Here is a 14609-nt window from a genome sequence, read left to right on the forward strand (position 1 = left end):
CGCCCCGTCCCCGCTACGCGGCGAGGGCCGCGGAGCGGTGGCGCGCGAAGAGGTCCTTCACGTAGCGGCGCAGCAGGGCCGCGTCGATGTCCGGGCACTGGATGTCCGTGCCCGCCAGCGCGGCGCGGGTGTGGTCCGTGCGCACGCGCGGCGTGCGGTGGTGCAGCTCCAGCACCGTGCGGGTGCCGTGGTAGACCTTCTCCCGCAGGAACGCGACCAGCGGGAAGAGGGCGTTGTCCGGCCCCACCCGTCCCAGCTCGCGCAGCCACACCGCCGGAGCCACGCGGCGCACCGGGTGTCCGTGCACGCCCAGCATGTCGAAGAGGGCGTTGTGGCTCGGCTCCTGCTCGCGCTCCGGCGCCAGGTTGTATGTGCCGCCCGGGGCCTGGGTGAGCACCAGGTGCGCGGTGGCGCTGGCCACGTAGTCCACCGGCACCGGCAGCCAGTACTTGTCCGGCAGGTCCGGCGACATGCCCAGCTGCGCGTTGCCCACCAGCAGCCGGCACAGCATGTCGTCCGCGTTGCCGATGCCCGTGCGGCTGTGGCCCTGGATGAAGCCCGGCCGGTAGATGCTGACCGGCAGGCCGCTGTCGCGCGCGTCCACGGCGATCCGCTCCGCGACCCACTTGGCCCGCGTGTAGCCGTTCTCGTAGGACATCAAGTCCAACGAGCGCTCCAGCGCGAAGTCCTCGTCCACCTCCTCCAGGCCCAGCAGCGTGCCCACCGCGCCGTGGACGCTGAGCGAGGACACGTGGTGCAGGGGCTTCGCGCGGCCGTGCGCGCAGAAGGCCAGCACCTGCTGCGTGCCGGCGACGTTGGGCCGCCCCGCGTCCGCGTACGGCAGGATGTAGCTGATGCTCGCGGCCGAGTGCACCACCGCGTCGCACTGGAGCGCCAGGTCGTCATGCACGGACGCCTCCAGCCCCAGCCGCGTCCGGGTGATGTCGCCCGCCACCGCCTGGATGCGCCCGTCGCGCCAGGGCAGGTGCACGCCGTACTTGCGAGCGGTGGCGCGAAGCCGCGCGCCCGCCTCCGCGTCGTCACGCGCCCGCACCAGGCAGTGGATGCGCTCCACGCGGGGCGCCAGCGCGGCCAGCAGGTGGATGCCCAGGAACCCCGTCGCCCCCGTGAGCAGGAGCGTGCGCGGCGGCTGCTTGACGAGCGCGGGGGCCGTGAGCCGGGGCAGGGCGGCGGACCGCGCGTCGGTCAGCAGCGTGGCGCGCACGCCTTGAGGGCCCGCTTCGGCCGGGGCCGCGCCGGCCTCGCAGAAGGGCAGGAGCAGCTGGGGCGTGGGGTGCGAGTACACGCGGCGCGACGGCAGCGACACGCCGAAGTCCTCCTCCACCTGGGCCAGCACGTGCGCCACGCCCAGCGAGTCACCGCCCGCCTGGAAGAAGTGCGTGTTCGCCGTGACGGTGCCCGGGGCCGCGTGCAGTCCCCGCTCGAAGGCACGGCACAGCCGGTCGATGGGCGTTGAGAGCGCGGTGGGCTGCGCGGCGCGAGACTCGGACGCGGTGGCGCCCACCCAGTCCGCTGGGGGCGGCAGGGCCCCCCGGTCCACCTTGCCCAGGTGGGGCATGAGCGGCAGGCGCGGCAGCTCCACGAAGCGGTGCGGCACCATGTAGTCCGGCAGCACGACGCCCAGGTGCGCGCGCAGCGCTTCCAGCGACACCGTGTGGCCCTCCTGCACGCTGTGGTACGCCACCAGCAGGCCCGACGTCTGGCCCTGCGCGTCCGTGTGCTCGAAGACCGTCACCGCCGCCTGCGCGACGCCCGGGTACGCGTACAGCGCCTGCTCGATGGCCTCCAGTTCGATGCGGAAGCCGCGCAGCTTCACCTGCTGATCCATCCGCCCCAGGAACACGAGCGCCCCGTCCGCGCGGCGCACGGCCTCGTCACCGGTGCGGTACCACCGGGCGCCCTGGGCGTCCGTGGGGAAGCGCTCCCGCGTGCGCTCGGGCTGGTTGCGGTAGCCCTCCGCCACGCCCTCGCCGCCAATCCACACCTCGCCCGTCGCGCCCACCGCGACGTCCTGTCCGTCCGTCCCCACCACGCGCAGGCGCACGCCCGGCAGCGCCTGTCCGATGGGCACGGGCGACTCGCCGCCCCTCACCCGGTACGCGGTCGCGCAGACCGTCCCCTCCGTGGGGCCATAGGCGTTGAAGACGCGGCGGCCGGACGCATGCCACCGCTCCGCGAGCGGCGCCGGGCAGCGCTCGCCCGCCATCACCACGCACGCCACGTCCGGCAGCGTGTCCACGTGCGGCCCCAGCTGCCCCAGCACGGACGGCGGCAGGCACAGGTGTGTCACGCGCTGCTGGCGCAGGTACTCCGCCATGCGCCGGCCGGGCAGCAGGTCCTCGCGCGTGCCCTGCACCACGGCGCCGCCCGCGAACAGCGTGGGGAACACCTCCCACACGGACGCGTCGAAGTTGATGCTGGCGAACTGGAGGTGACGCGTGTCCGGCCCCAGGCCCAAGAGCGGCCCCACGCCGTGCACCAGGTTCACGAGCCCCCGGAACGTGCACACCACGCCCTTGGGCTCACCCGTGCTGCCAGAGGTGTAGATGAGGTACGCGGGCCTGTCCGGCGGCGCGTCGATGGCGTCCGAGACGTCGATGTCCCCCACGCCGTCCACCGTCGCCGCATCCGCTTCCAGGAAGGGCAGGGGAGTCCCCAACCACGTCTCCAGGAGCCCCACGGAGACGCGGTGCATGCGCTGCGTGACGACGCCGCGCAGGCCCGCGTCGCGCAGGATGCGCAGGAGCCGCTCGTCGGGGAGGAAGGGATCCAACGGCACGTAGGCCGCGCCCGCCATCCAGATGCCCAGGATGGCCGGGATGACCTCCGGCCCGGGCACCACCATCAACCCCACGCGGTCTCCCGGCCGCACGTTCCACTCGGTCCGCAGCCGCCGCGCCACCCGGGCCGCCCGGCGCAACAGCTCCGGCTGCTTCAGCACCGTGGAGCCGAAGGCGATCTCCGCGGTCGGGGGAAGACGCAGCGTGGACGGAAGGGCCATGGTGCATTCCTTGGATGTGGTGACTCACGCGCGGGTGCTTCGCGTTTGAAAATTCTAAAGACTGTCAGCGTTCGCGCAATACGTAGGAACCGCGCGGTGATACACGCGGAGTCTTGATTGCAACACACACGCTCGGGTCATCCATGCCCCGTCTCCGTCAGGGGACTCCCGCACGCGGTGTATGTCATTCCCGTCTGGATATATCTTTGGAACACCGCGGGCGCGCACCGCCACGCCAGGGTGACGATGTCTGTCTTTTTCCCGTGGGGGTGTGCCGCGGCCGCGCGCGGGCCTCCAGTGGGTGGGTGCAACCTGATTCGCAGGGGTGGGGCCGCACCCCCTGTCGCGCTGGATGATTCAAGGGGGCTGGGCTGTAGTGGAGGACCGGATGCCTTCGCTACGACACGCCTTCCTGCTCAACGCCGTCCGCGAGCTTGGCCGCTCGGTGCCGGACATCGCCCACTCGCGCGCCTCCTGGGACGCGTGCCTGGAGCGGATCCGCGAGGTGTGCATCACGACGCTGGGCATGGAGTACGACACGCTCGCCCGCTTCGACGCGCGCTCCGTCGTCGGGCTCTTCGCCCACCCGGAGCAGGCGCGCATCCTCGCCCGGCTGGTGGATGAGCGGGCCCGCCTGTGCGAGGCCCACGGGCGCTACGCGGACGCGCTGGCGGACAGCGTCTTCGCGGGCCAGCTCCTCATGTGCTCGCGCGCCCGCTTCGGTCTGCCCCGGGATGCCCGCGCCGCGGACGTCCTGGAGCGCGAGGCAGGGACTCCCACGCCCCTGCCCCTGCCAGAAGAGTGACGTCGAGTGACGTCAGCCGGCCTTCACCTTCAGCACGACCTTGCCCACGGCCTGACGCGACTCCAGCTCGCGCAGCGCCTGCGCGCCGTCCTCGAAGGGGAAGACGCGGCCCACCACCGGATTGACGAAGCCCTTCGCCGCGAGCGTCTCCAAGTCTTTGGCGATTTCGCCCGGCAGCTCCGGCGCCTGCATCAGGAAGGCGCCCCACGCCACGCCCACCACGGAGACGTTGCGCAGGAGCAGCCGGTTCACCGTGACGGAGGGAATCTGGCCGCTGGCGAAGCCCACCACCAGGAGCCGCCCCTCTGGCGCCAGCACCTTGAGGCTCTTCTCGAAGACGTCGCCGCCCACGGGGTCCAGCACCACGTCCGCGCCCCGGCCGTCCGTGGCCTCGCGCACGCCGGACTGGAACTCCTTCAATAGAAGGACGACGTCCGCGCCCGCGCGCTTCGCCACCTCCTTCTTCCGCTCGTCGCTCACCACCGCCAGCACGCGCGCCCCGGCGCCCTTCGCCACCTGCACGGCCGCGGTGCCCACGCCGCCCGCCGCGCCGTGCACCACCACCGTCTCTCCCTGGCGCAGCTGCCCGCGCCGGTGCAGCGCGAAGTGCGCCGTGTGGTAGTTCATCACCATGCCCGCCGCCTGCTCGAAGCTCCACGCTTCCGGAATGGGGAAGGCCATCTCCGGCGCCACCACGCAGGCCTCCGCGAAGCCGCCCAGGGTGAAGGAGAAGCCCATCACCCTGTCGCCGGGCTTCACCCGTGCCCCCGCCGGCGCGGCGCGCACCACGCCCGCCACCTCCACTCCCGGCACGAAGGGCACCTCCGGCTTCATCTGGTACTGGCCACGGGTGAGCAGCAGATCCGGGAAGCTCACCCCGGCCGCCACCACATCAATGAGGACCCCGTCCCCCGCCTCCGGCTCCGGGACCTCCACCATCGCCAGGCCCTCGGGTCCCTCCAGCCGCTGAAGCTGCAACGCGCGCATGTGTGTCGCCTCCTTGAGAGCGGGACGCTAGCCCGCCTGCCCCGCCCCAAAGCCCTCCTGGATGTCAACGGTGATGAAGGACCCACCCGGGTCGGGAATAAATGAGACGGCAATTTCTCCCCGGCGTTCACTCATTGCACGCATCCGCCGACAGACGCTTCAACCACGAAGTAACCGCCTTGCTGGTTTGAAGCTTCAACCCCGTTTTCGCCGGGCTGCGTGAGTTCCTCCGTCATTTCAAGCAGTTGCGAGATATTCTCGAAGTCTGAGAAGAGATGTAAAAGTAGAAATCTCGCCTGTACTTGAAATACGCGCCTCTCCTGTGGCACAGTGTTTCCTAATCTTTCCCCTTAGGAGGACTACATGTACGAGAAGCGAGTACGCGGCGCCCTGGGTGCCGCAGCCCTGTCCCTGATGGTTGGCGCTTGCACCGATGGCGCTCCTGCGGCGAACACCGAGGACGCCAACATCCAGAAGGCTTCCGCCAATCTGTCGGCGGGCCAGAAGGTCATCGCGGCGGACTCCGACGCGGTCCCCACCTTCCTCACCGGTTCCTTCGGTTCCGTCCCCGCTCCCTCGGCCATCCAGGGCATCGCGGCCCAGCAGCAGCTGGCGCCGGTGCTCGCGGGCGTGGCGCCGCTGTTCCACCTGAACCCGAACGACCTGTTCCTGAAGCGGGCCTACGTCGGCTTCGACGGTGACACCCACTACCGTTACGGCGTGACCCAGAACGGCATCCTGGTTCAGGACGCCGAGGTTCGCCTGCACGCGCGCAACGGCTCCGTGTTCGCGGTGAACACCAACGCCCGTGGCGACCTGCAGGGCGAGCTGAAGGCCACCATCGCGTCCGACGCGGCCATCTCGGCGGCGGTCGGTGATCGCGGTTCCCCGGAGCGCGCGGCCGCCAACGGCGAGCCCCAGCTCGTGTACCGCCGCTCGGGCAACGAGCTCATCCTCGCGTACGAAATTCGCGTCGTGGGCGAGCTGAAGGACACCACCCCGGTGGATGACTCCGTGTACGTGAACGCCAAGACGGGCGACGTCTTCGAGCGCGTTCCGCACATCCACTCGGCGAAGAACCGCCAGGTCAACGACATGCAGCACAAGACGAACGTCCCCACGGGCGGCGTTCGGGCTCGGTGGGAGGGTGATGCGGCCCACGCCGACGTGGTGGTGAACAACAACTACAACCACCTGGGCACGGTCTACGACTGCTACCAGAGCCTGTTCGGCCGCGACTCCATCAACAACGCGGGCGCGACGCTGAAGAGCTTCGTCCACTACAGCAACAACTACGTCAACGCCTACTGGGACGGCACCCAGATGGTGTACGGCGATGGCGACGGCGTGAACGCCTCCAACCTGGCGAACTCGCTGGACGTGACCGCGCACGAGCTGACGCACGCGGTGACGGAGAACGAGTCCAACCTCACCTACTCCGGTGAGTCCGGCGGCCTGAACGAGTCCCTCTCGGACATCTTCGGCGCGGTGTGCGAGTGGTACGGCAAGGGCAAGGTCATCGACGACGGCACCTGGATCGTCGGCGACGACGTCTGGACCCCGAGCATCCCGGGTGACGGCCTGCGCTACATGAAGAACCCCACGCAGGACGGGGACTCGCTCGACTACTACCCGGACTACGGCTCGGGCGTGGACGTGCACTACAGCTCGGGTATCTCCAACCTGGCGTTCTACCTGATGTCCGAGGGTGGCACGCACCCGCGCGCCAAGACGACCCAGGTCGTCACCGGCATCGGCTTCGAGAAGGCCGCTCGCGTCTTCTACAAGATCAACGCCGACCTGCTGGTTGCGTCCTCCAACTTCGAGGCGGCCAAGACGGCTTCCGAGCAGGCCGCGACGCAGCTGGGCTTCACCGCGGCGGAGATCGCCTCGGTGGGCAACGCCTGGAAGGCCGTGGGCGTGGGCGTGCCCGTGCCTCCTCCGGTGACCACGCCGATTGAGAAGGGCGTGCCCGTGACGGGCATCAACGGCACCTCCGGCAGCAAGGTGTACTACTCGGTGACCATCCCCGAGGGCGCCACGGACGTGACCTTCACCCTGTCCGGTGGCACGGGTGACGCGGACCTCTACGTCCGCAAGACCAACGCCCCGACGGACTCCCTGTACGACTGCCGTCCGTACAAGTCCGGCAACGCGGAGACCTGCACCTTCGCCACCTCCGGCGCGAAGGGCATCTGGTACGTGATGATCAAGGGCTTCACCACCTACACGGGCACCAGCCTGTCCGTGACCTGGAAGGGTGGCTTCGAGGACATCGGCAACGAGACCCGCATCGAGGGCCTCTCGGGCGTGCCGGGCTCCACCCGCACCTTCATCATCGACGTGCCTGAGTACAAGAAGGACTCCGGCATCAACACCCTGTCCCTGGCGCTGGGCGAGGGCGAGGGCAACGCCGACATCTACGTGCAGGCCGCCGCCGCCCCGACGTTCACGTCCTACCTGGGCCGTGGCGTGAGGGAGAGCGCGACGGAGAGCGTCATCCTGCGCAACATCCCGGCGGGCAAGTACTACATCACGGTTGTCGGTGTGCCGAGCCTGGTCGACACCGAGGTGGACGGCTACATCAACACCGTGTTCGCGGCCTCCTACAAGGTCAAGTAGTGCCTGAAGGTGTGGGGCGCGGCGAAGGTGCCGCGCTCCGCTCCTGAAACCCCGGGCTCCCGCCTCCTCGCGGGACCCGGGGTTCTTTTTTTGTCCCGCTTCAGTTCACCGCGTGCGCCGCGGTGGGGCCCAGGCGCATGGTCTGGGCGCGGCCGTAGGTGAGCGAGCGCCACAGCCACTCCACCGGCCCGAAGCGGAAGCGCGCCAGCCACCAGTGACTGAAGGCCACCTGTCCCGCGAACAGCAGCAGGCTGAAGACCACCGTGAGCGACGGCGGCGTGCGGCCCACCAGTCCCAGGCCCCAGCCGTCATACAGCGTGATGCTGAGCACGGACTGCATGAGGTAGAGCGTCAGCGCCATGCGGCCCGCGGGGGTGAAGACGCCCAGCACCTTGCGCCAGCGCTCCTTCTGGAAGAGCAGCACGAAGGCCGCCGCGAAGCCCACGCCCAGGAAGAGGATGCCCACGTCCTTCGGGATGCGCATCCACACCAGCCACCCGGGCAGGCTCGTCACGCCCCGGTACGTGAGGTTGAGCGCCAGGACGACGAGCCCGATGACGCTGCCCACCCCCAGTCCCCAGGCGGCCAGCTTCCGCAGCAGCGGACGGTGGCGCTCCACGTCCTGCAGCAGCCCCCGGCGCCCGGCCCACAGGCCCAGCAGGAAGCGGCCCAGGATGATGGACAGCAGCACCGGGCGGTTGGGGTTGGGGATGCTGGCCCAGCCGTAGGCCGCGTTGGCCTGCTGGCTGGTCACCACCGAGTCGCTGGAGAGGCCCGCGAGGAACGCCGCGCGGCGCTCCGCGTCCTCCTCCTTCGTGGCCTTCTGGGCGCGCTCCGTCGCCGCCGCGCCGTCCAGCATCACCGGGAGCACCCGCTGCCCGATGGAGAAGATGGTGGGCACCACGAACAGGAACAGCGCCGCCCAGACGAGCACCGTCTTTTCGGAGCACTGGCGGAACGACAGCAGCAGGAAGCCCACCAGCGCGTAGGTGGTGAGGATGTCGCCCAGCCAGATGGCGAACATGTGGACCAGGCCGATGCCCAACAGCACGAGCAGGCGGCGCCGGTACACCGGCACGATGGAGGTGCCCCGCCCTTCCGCGCGCGTCATCTGCAGCGCGAAGCCCAGGCCGAAGAGGAGGGTGAAGAGGGTGACGAACTTCTGCTCGATGAGCAGCGCGAAGAGCGAATTGACCGTGAGCTCCAGCGGCGACGCGGCCAGCGCCAGGGCCTGCTCTTTCGGCAGGAACAGCCGACCGTTGAACCAGTTCAGGCTGTTGGAGATGAAGACGCCCAGGAGCGCGAAGCCGCGCAGGGCGTCCAGGGCGTGGACGCGCTGCGCGCTTTCAATGGGACCGGCGGAAGGGGACTCGGACATGCCGGGCACTACATGCTGGCGCCCTCGGCAGCGTCAAATCACGCGCCCGCCCTGATACAGCGATACATCTCAGTGCGCGGCGCGCGCCTCACCGGCGGGGGCCAGGCGCATGGGCTGGAGGCGGCCGTAGGTGAGCGAGCGCCACAGCCACTCCACCGGCCCGAAGCGGAAGCGCGCCAGCCACCAGTGGCTGAAGGCGACCTGCGCCGCGAAGACGCCCAGGCACAGGAGCACCGTGCGCGACGGCGGCGTGTGGCCCACCAGCCCCAGGCCCCAGCCGTCATACAGCGCGATGCTGATCACCGACTGCGTGAGGTAGAGCGTCAAAGCCATGCGGCCCGCGGGCGTGAGCACGCCCAACACCTTGCGCCAGCGCTCCTTCTGGAAGAGCAGCGCGAAGGCCGCCGCGTACCCGCAGCCCATGAACAGGTAGCCCACCTCCCGCAGGGTGCGCATGCCCACCATCCACGGCGGCTGGCTGGTCTGCCCCCAGGGGCCGCCCGGGGTGCCCCGGCTCCTGAGATAGAGCACCAACGACAGGGTGGCGACGGCGCTGCCCACGCCCAGCCCCCATGCCATCACCCGCACGAGCAGCTTGCGGTGGCGCTCCACGTCCTCCAGCAGCTTCTGGCGTCCGGTCCACAGGCCCAGCAGGAAGCGGCCCAGGATGATGCACAGCCAGATGGGACGCCCCGGGTTGGGCAGGTTCTGCCAGGCGAAGAGTGCGTTGGCCTTCTGCGACGTCAGCACGGACTCGCTGGACAGGCCGGTGAGGAACGCCGTGCGGTGCGCGGCCTCCAGGTCGCGCGTGGCCTTGGCGGCCTGCTCCGCGGCCTCCTTTCCGTGCATCAGCTCCGGGCCAAAGCGCTGCGCGATGGACAGCGTGAGCGGCAGGACGACGAAGAGCACCGCCACCCAGGTGAGCACCGTCCTGTCCGAGCGCTGGCGGAACAACAGCAGCACGAAGCCCACCAGCGCGTAGGTGCTGAGGATGTCACCCACCCAGATGGCGAACATGTGCACCAGGCCGATGCCCAACAGCACGAGCAGGCGGCGCCGGTACACCGGCACGATGGAGGTGCCTCGCCCTTCCGCGCGCGTCATCTGCAGCGCGAAGCCCAGGCCGAAGAGGAGGGAGAAGAGGGTGACGAACTTCTGGTCCACGAAGAAGGCGTAGAGCTGGCGGACCACCACTTCCAGCATGGGCGCGGCCAGCGCCTGTGCCTGTTCGTTCGGCAGCAGCGACCGGCCGCTGAACCAGCTCAGGCTGTTGGAGACGAAGACGCCCAGGAGCGCGAAGCCGCGCAGGGCGTCCAGCAGGTGCACGCGCTCGGAGAGCTCGACGGGGCCAGCGGAAGAGGGCTCGGGCATGGCGTGAAATTACACGCCCGCGTCCAGCGGTGCGTTACGGCTGCGGGGAGGGTGTCCGCGGACCGGGAAGGACTTCACGCAAGCAGCGCTCCAGGCCGCCCCGGTGGCGCCATTGCATGGGGTAGCCCAGGGAGACCTCCTCGAAGCGCACGCCGTCGCGCCACAGCGTGGAGGGCATGTGCAAATGCCCCGTCACCACCACCTCCGCGCGGTAGCGCGTGTGCCAGTCCTCGGTGAGGCGCGTGCCGCACCAGATGGAGAAGCGCGGGATGCGCGGCAGCCGCACGTGCTCGTAGCGCAGCGGGTAGTGGTTGATGAGGATGGTGGAGCACTCCGGCGGCAGCCGCTCCAGCCGCGCGCGGGTGCGCTCCACGCGCGCGTGGCACCAGGCCTGACGGGTGGGGTAGGGCTCCGGATGCAGGAGCACCTCGTCCGTGCACATCAGGTCGTCCTCCCAGGCCCACTCCAGCGCCTTGTCCGCGGGCACGGTGTCCGGGCGGAAGGTGTAGTCGTAGCCCAGGAACATGGGGACGATGACGCGGGGCGGGCCCTCGCCGGGCCAGCGCGGATACGGGTCCTCCGGCGTGAGCGCGCCGTAGCGGTGGCACAGGTCCACCATGCGCAGGTAGCGCGCCTCGCCCTTCAGCGGAGGCTGTTCGGAGGGCATGGTCCACAGCTCGTGGTTGCCTGGCACCCAGACGACCTGGCGGAAGCGCGCGGTGAGCGTGCGCAGCATCAGCTCCATGTCCGCGAGCGTTTCGCCCACGTCGCCGCCGACGATGAGCCAGTCCTCCGGGCGCGGCGCGAGTGCCGCCAGCGCCTCGTGGTTTTCCTTGTGCCGCAGGTGCAGGTCGCTGATGGCGTAGAGCTTCATGGCGTGCGTGGGGGAGTCCCTACCTTAACGCTCCCCGCCGCGCACGCCATGGGAACGCCCGGCCGTCAGCTCAAGGAGGCCAGGAGCGCCAGCACCTGCTGCGGCGGCGCGGCGCGGTCCATCCAGGTGATGCCCTTCTCCCGCAGCCCGCGAGACGGGGGATGCGTGGTGTGCAGCGCGCACGCGGCGCGAGGATGCCGGGAGCGCACGCACGTGAGCAGGCACAGCCCGTCGCCATCCGGCAGGCCGTAGCCGCACACCACCACGGACGGCGCCGCTTCCCCCATCAGCCGCTCCGCTTCGCGCACACCCAGGGCGAAGCGCTTGTCTCCGGGCAGGTACCTGGAGAGCCGCCGCAGCGCTGCCAGCGCACGCGGATCCGCGTCCACGAAGAGGAAGCTGGGTGGGCTGGAGAGCTCTCGCATGAAGGCAATGGGTGGTGCGGACAAGCTAGACGCAAGAGGTTGTGTCGCGAAAAGCCTACCCCGGAAGTTCTTGGAAGCCAACCTCTCAAGTCATATCGACATGGGCGAACCCGGTAGGTTAACGACCCCATGGAAAAGACCCTCGCATCCCGGCTCGGAGGCGCGGCCCGCGTCGCCCGCACCCGCCTGAACCTGACCCAGGCGGATGTGGCGGAGCGCATCGGCATCGCCAGTGAGGTCTACGGGCGCCTGGAGCGCGGCCACATGCTGCCCAGCATCCAGACCTTCCGCCGGTTGTGCGTGGTGCTGTCCATCTCCGCGGACGAGGCGCTGGGTCTGAAGCCGTCACAGGACGTGAAGTGGGCCGCGGAGCCTCCGTCCGACTATGGCGAGTCCGCGGAGCTGCGCCGGCTCCTGCGCCGCGCGAAGCAGCTGGACCGGGGCTCCGTCCGCATCCTCAGCGTGCTGGCCTCGCAGTTCAAACCCCGGAGCTGAAGGCGCTCCGGCGCTCAGCCGGCCTTCGCTGTGCCGTCCCATCGCGCGAGCCGCTCCCGCAGCTTGCGGACGGAGGGAAAGCCATTGAAGAGCACCACCTGCGGGTGAGCTTCCAGTACCTGCCGCTCCGTGGCCTCCTTCGCCAGCGCGCGGTCCACGCCCAGGAGCAGTCCCGCGTCGGGGCGCGCGCGCAGCTCCGCCAGCCGGCGTGACAGCGGCGCCGCGTGCCACGGGTGGAACAGCTCCAGCGCGACCTCCTGGCCCGACTTCCGGTGGCGGAAGGTGAGGTCGGGCACGCACAGGCCGGCGGCGCCGGTGTGGCGGGGCAGGGGCGTCAGGTCCAGCGCCCAGGCCTCATCCTCGAAGCCTTCCGCCAGCGCGGCCACCTCCGGCGGCACGTGCCCCAGCGCGGCGGGCAGCGGGGACACCAGCGGATCCTCGTGGGACAGCTGGAGCGTGGACCGCTTGCGCGCGTCCTCCAGCACCGCGGAGAGCTCCCAGCGCTCCAGGATGGGAACCACGGAGAGGAAGCTCGCGAGCTGCAGGCCGTACTTCTTCTGCAGGGACAGCATGGCGCCGGGGCCTTCCACCTCCAGGGACCAGTCCTCGCCGTCGCGCCGCACCTCCGCCACCAGCCGGCAGAACTTCAACCAGCGCAACAGCTTGCGCACGCGCAGCAGCTCCGGCGACCGTGCTCGCAGGGTGAGGCGGCGGGCGTTGAGCAGCGGCCCCTGCGCGAGCGCCAGGTTGTAGCGGTCCAAGAGCCCCTGCGGAGTGAGCGCTTCGCCGTCCCACCCGAGCAGCTTCCGGTTGCCGGGCAGGTCCGAGTAGAGCGCCTCGCGCGTGTCCGCCAGCGGCGCGTCCAGGGCCTCCGTGAGGCGCGCTTCGTAGGCCTCCAGCGTGGTGTCCGGCGGAAGGGTTCGCATCACCTTCGTGCCCACGAGCAGCGTGCGCCAGCGCGCCTCCGTGGCGCCTTCGCCGGCCTCGTCGAAGATGAGCCGGTCGAGGAGCAGCTTCACCAGCCCGCGCGCGACCTTGGGGCGGCTGAACGCGCCGGCCTTGAGGCTGAAGGACTCCTCCACGTCGTCACGGCTCTGGCCCCGGAAGGACTCCGCGTCCGCGAGCAGCTCCTTCGCGAGCGCCTGGAGGGACGGGTCGTGGGTCTTCACGAAGGAAGGGCGCAGGATGCCTTCGCGCACGCGCGAGGCGAGCAGCTCACGCGTCAGCATTCGACGGACCCTCCGGCTCCTGGTAGGCGCGGTGCTGTCGGCGTCTTTCGCTGATGCCGCTCTCAGCGGTCTGCGCGGAGCACACCTCGTACAAGAGGGCGCGCTTGCCGGGGCGCTTTCGCAGGATGCGGCCCAGGCGTTGGACGTGTTCGCGCACGCTGCCGCTGCCGCTGAGCACCACGCCCACGCGAGCGTCCGGCACGTCCACGCCTTCGTTGAGCACCCGCGAGGTGAGCAGCACCGGCAGCTCCGCGCTGGCGAACGCGGCCAGCAGCGCCTTGCGCTCTGGCAGCGGCGTGTGGTGCGTGAGCGCGGGCAGGAGCAGCTTGCGCGCCAGCGTGTAGACCGTCTCGTTGTCGTCCGTGAAGACGATGGCGCGGTCCTCGCGGTGCTCCAGCAATATCTTCCAGAGCGCGTCCAGCTTGCCGCTGGAGGTGAGCGCGATGCGGCGCTGCTCCCGGTAGCCCCGGTACGCCGCGCGCCCTTCGTCGCTCCGCTGACTCTGCGCCAGGAAGCGCGCCCAGCCCTCCGGCGACGCGAGCGGCACACCCAGCTTGCGCACGAACGTGATGTAGCGGCCTCGCGCCTCGTCGTAGCGAGTCTTCTCGTCGGGCGTGAGCGGCACCTCGATGCGGCGGACCTCGTAGGGCGCCAGGTACTGGCCCTGGAGCTCGTCGATGCCGGTGCGGTGCACCAGCGGGCCCAGGAGCTCCTCGCACACGCGCTCGCCGCCGTCAGCGCGCTCCAGCGTCGCGGTGAGTCCCAGCCGGTAGGGCGCGAGCGTCCCCTCCGCGATGAAGCGGTAGCTGGGCGCGGGCAGGTGGTGGCACTCGTCGCAGATGAGCAGGCCGAAGCGGTTGCCCGTGAACTCCATCTGCATCGCCGCGGAGTCGTACGTCGTCACCGTGAGCGTCTGCCGGTCGTTGACGCCGCCGCCCACCATGCCCACCGGGGTGGCGAAGTGCTTCGCCAGCACGCCCTGCCACTGTGCCATCAGGTCCAACGTGGGCACCACCACCAGCGTGGGCCGCTTCACCCACGCGATGGCCAGCACCGCCAGCAGCGTCTTGCCCGCGCCGGTGGGCAGCTCCACCAGCCCCCGGCCTCCCGCGCGCGTCCAGGCGTCCAGCGCCGCGCGCTGATGCGGAAAGGGCTCGATGGGCACCGCGAGGGGCAGCTCCGCCGGCTCGAAGCGCTTCGCGCGGTCCTCGTAGGGCAGCCTGCATTCACGCAGGCGCAGGACGACGTCGCGGTAGTGCCTCGCGGGGGCGCGGAAGACGCCCGTGCGCCCATCCTTCTGGAAGAGCGCGTGCAGACGCTCGTCGTCGGGCAGCGTCGGGGCCACCAGCGTGCCGCTGTCGTAGTGCAGCTCGGTGAGGGGGGAGGGCAGGGGCTCGATGG

11 protein-coding genes are annotated in these 14609 nt (G+C 70.4%); 3 read left to right on the forward strand and 8 right to left on the reverse strand.

Annotated elements, in window-relative coordinates; all coding sequences use genetic code 11:
- Window positions 1-13: 13 nt before the first annotated feature.
- Window positions 14-3022, reverse strand: coding sequence for an amino acid adenylation domain-containing protein (locus D7X99_RS34300; RefSeq protein ID WP_121781444.1), 3009 nt, complete (start codon window positions 3020-3022; stop codon window positions 14-16).
- Window positions 3023-3410: 388 nt separating this feature from the next.
- Here D7X99_RS34300 and D7X99_RS34305 point away from each other — a divergent pair, with 388 nt between their 5' ends.
- Entirely contained in the window at window positions 3411-3827 is a 417-nt protein-coding gene (locus tag D7X99_RS34305) for a hypothetical protein (RefSeq protein ID WP_120596708.1), read from the forward strand.
- Between the two features lie 12 nt (window positions 3828-3839).
- On the opposite strand, the gene D7X99_RS34310 is transcribed toward D7X99_RS34305, so the two are convergent.
- Complete coding sequence (locus tag D7X99_RS34310) at window positions 3840-4814, reverse strand: NADPH:quinone oxidoreductase family protein (RefSeq protein WP_121781445.1); 975 nt, start codon at window positions 4812-4814, stop codon at window positions 3840-3842.
- A gap of 363 nt (window positions 4815-5177) precedes the next feature.
- Between D7X99_RS34310 and D7X99_RS34315 the strand changes: the two genes are divergently transcribed.
- Window positions 5178-7436 carry a M4 family metallopeptidase gene (locus tag D7X99_RS34315; RefSeq protein ID WP_121781446.1) on the forward strand — a complete coding sequence of 753 codons (2259 nt, stop codon included), beginning with the start codon at window positions 5178-5180 and terminating at the stop codon, window positions 7434-7436.
- A 100-nt stretch (window positions 7437-7536) separates the two neighbouring features.
- On the opposite strand, the gene D7X99_RS34320 is transcribed toward D7X99_RS34315, so the two are convergent.
- The 4 genes from D7X99_RS34320 to D7X99_RS34335 all read right to left on the reverse strand — a co-directional run bounded on the left by D7X99_RS34320 (window position 7537) and on the right by D7X99_RS34335 (window position 11508).
- Window positions 7537-8814, reverse strand: a complete 1278-nt coding sequence (locus D7X99_RS34320; RefSeq protein ID WP_121781447.1) for a DUF418 domain-containing protein — start codon at window positions 8812-8814, stop codon at window positions 7537-7539.
- 69 nt (window positions 8815-8883) lie between these two features.
- Complete coding sequence (locus D7X99_RS34325; protein ID WP_121781448.1) at window positions 8884-10185, reverse strand: DUF418 domain-containing protein; 1302 nt, start codon at window positions 10183-10185, stop codon at window positions 8884-8886.
- A gap of 34 nt (window positions 10186-10219) precedes the next feature.
- A complete protein-coding gene (locus D7X99_RS34330; RefSeq protein ID WP_121781449.1) occupies window positions 10220-11059 on the reverse strand; it encodes a metallophosphoesterase in 840 nt (279 codons plus the stop codon).
- A gap of 65 nt (window positions 11060-11124) precedes the next feature.
- Window positions 11125-11508, reverse strand: coding sequence for a response regulator (locus D7X99_RS34335; protein WP_233613942.1), 384 nt, complete (start codon window positions 11506-11508; stop codon window positions 11125-11127).
- A gap of 105 nt (window positions 11509-11613) precedes the next feature.
- Here D7X99_RS34335 and D7X99_RS34340 point away from each other — a divergent pair, with 105 nt between their 5' ends.
- Window positions 11614-11979, forward strand: a complete 366-nt coding sequence (locus tag D7X99_RS34340) for a helix-turn-helix transcriptional regulator (protein ID WP_014399416.1) — start codon at window positions 11614-11616, stop codon at window positions 11977-11979.
- 14 nt (window positions 11980-11993) lie between these two features.
- Here D7X99_RS34340 and D7X99_RS34345 read toward each other — a convergent pair whose 3' ends face one another.
- Together D7X99_RS34345 and D7X99_RS34350 are read right to left on the reverse strand one after the other, a co-directional pair.
- Window positions 11994-13208, reverse strand: a complete 1215-nt coding sequence (locus D7X99_RS34345; protein WP_121781451.1) for a DUF790 family protein — start codon at window positions 13206-13208, stop codon at window positions 11994-11996.
- On the reverse strand, window positions 13195-14607 hold the full coding sequence (locus D7X99_RS34350; RefSeq protein ID WP_233613943.1) for a DEAD/DEAH box helicase: 1413 nt from the start codon (window positions 14605-14607) through the stop codon (window positions 13195-13197). Before D7X99_RS34350 ends, D7X99_RS34345 begins: the two co-directional genes overlap by 14 nt.
- Window positions 14608-14609: the final 2 nt, after the last annotated feature.

It is taken from the genome of Corallococcus sp. AB032C (assembly GCF_003668935.1).
Classification (GTDB): Bacteria; Myxococcota; Myxococcia; order Myxococcales; family Myxococcaceae; genus Corallococcus; species Corallococcus exiguus.

Excerpts from the sequence above, each read along its gene's own strand:
- D7X99_RS34300 (WP_121781444.1), bottom strand. The coding sequence starts at position 3,022 with ATGGCCCTTCCGTCCACGCTGCGTCTTCCCCCGACCGCGGAGATCGCC.
- D7X99_RS34305 (WP_120596708.1), top strand. The coding sequence starts at position 3,411 with ATGCCTTCGCTACGACACGCCTTCCTGCTCAACGCCGTCCGCGAGCTT.
- D7X99_RS34310 (WP_121781445.1), bottom strand. The coding sequence starts at position 4,814 with ATGCGCGCGTTGCAGCTTCAGCGGCTGGAGGGACCCGAGGGCCTGGCG.
- D7X99_RS34315 (WP_121781446.1), top strand. The coding sequence starts at position 5,178 with ATGTACGAGAAGCGAGTACGCGGCGCCCTGGGTGCCGCAGCCCTGTCC.
- D7X99_RS34320 (WP_121781447.1), bottom strand. The coding sequence starts at position 8,814 with ATGTCCGAGTCCCCTTCCGCCGGTCCCATTGAAAGCGCGCAGCGCGTC.
- D7X99_RS34325 (WP_121781448.1), bottom strand. The coding sequence starts at position 10,185 with ATGCCCGAGCCCTCTTCCGCTGGCCCCGTCGAGCTCTCCGAGCGCGTG.
- D7X99_RS34330 (WP_121781449.1), bottom strand. The coding sequence starts at position 11,059 with ATGAAGCTCTACGCCATCAGCGACCTGCACCTGCGGCACAAGGAAAAC.
- D7X99_RS34340 (WP_014399416.1), top strand. The coding sequence starts at position 11,614 with ATGGAAAAGACCCTCGCATCCCGGCTCGGAGGCGCGGCCCGCGTCGCC.
- D7X99_RS34345 (WP_121781451.1), bottom strand. The coding sequence starts at position 13,208 with ATGCTGACGCGTGAGCTGCTCGCCTCGCGCGTGCGCGAAGGCATCCTG.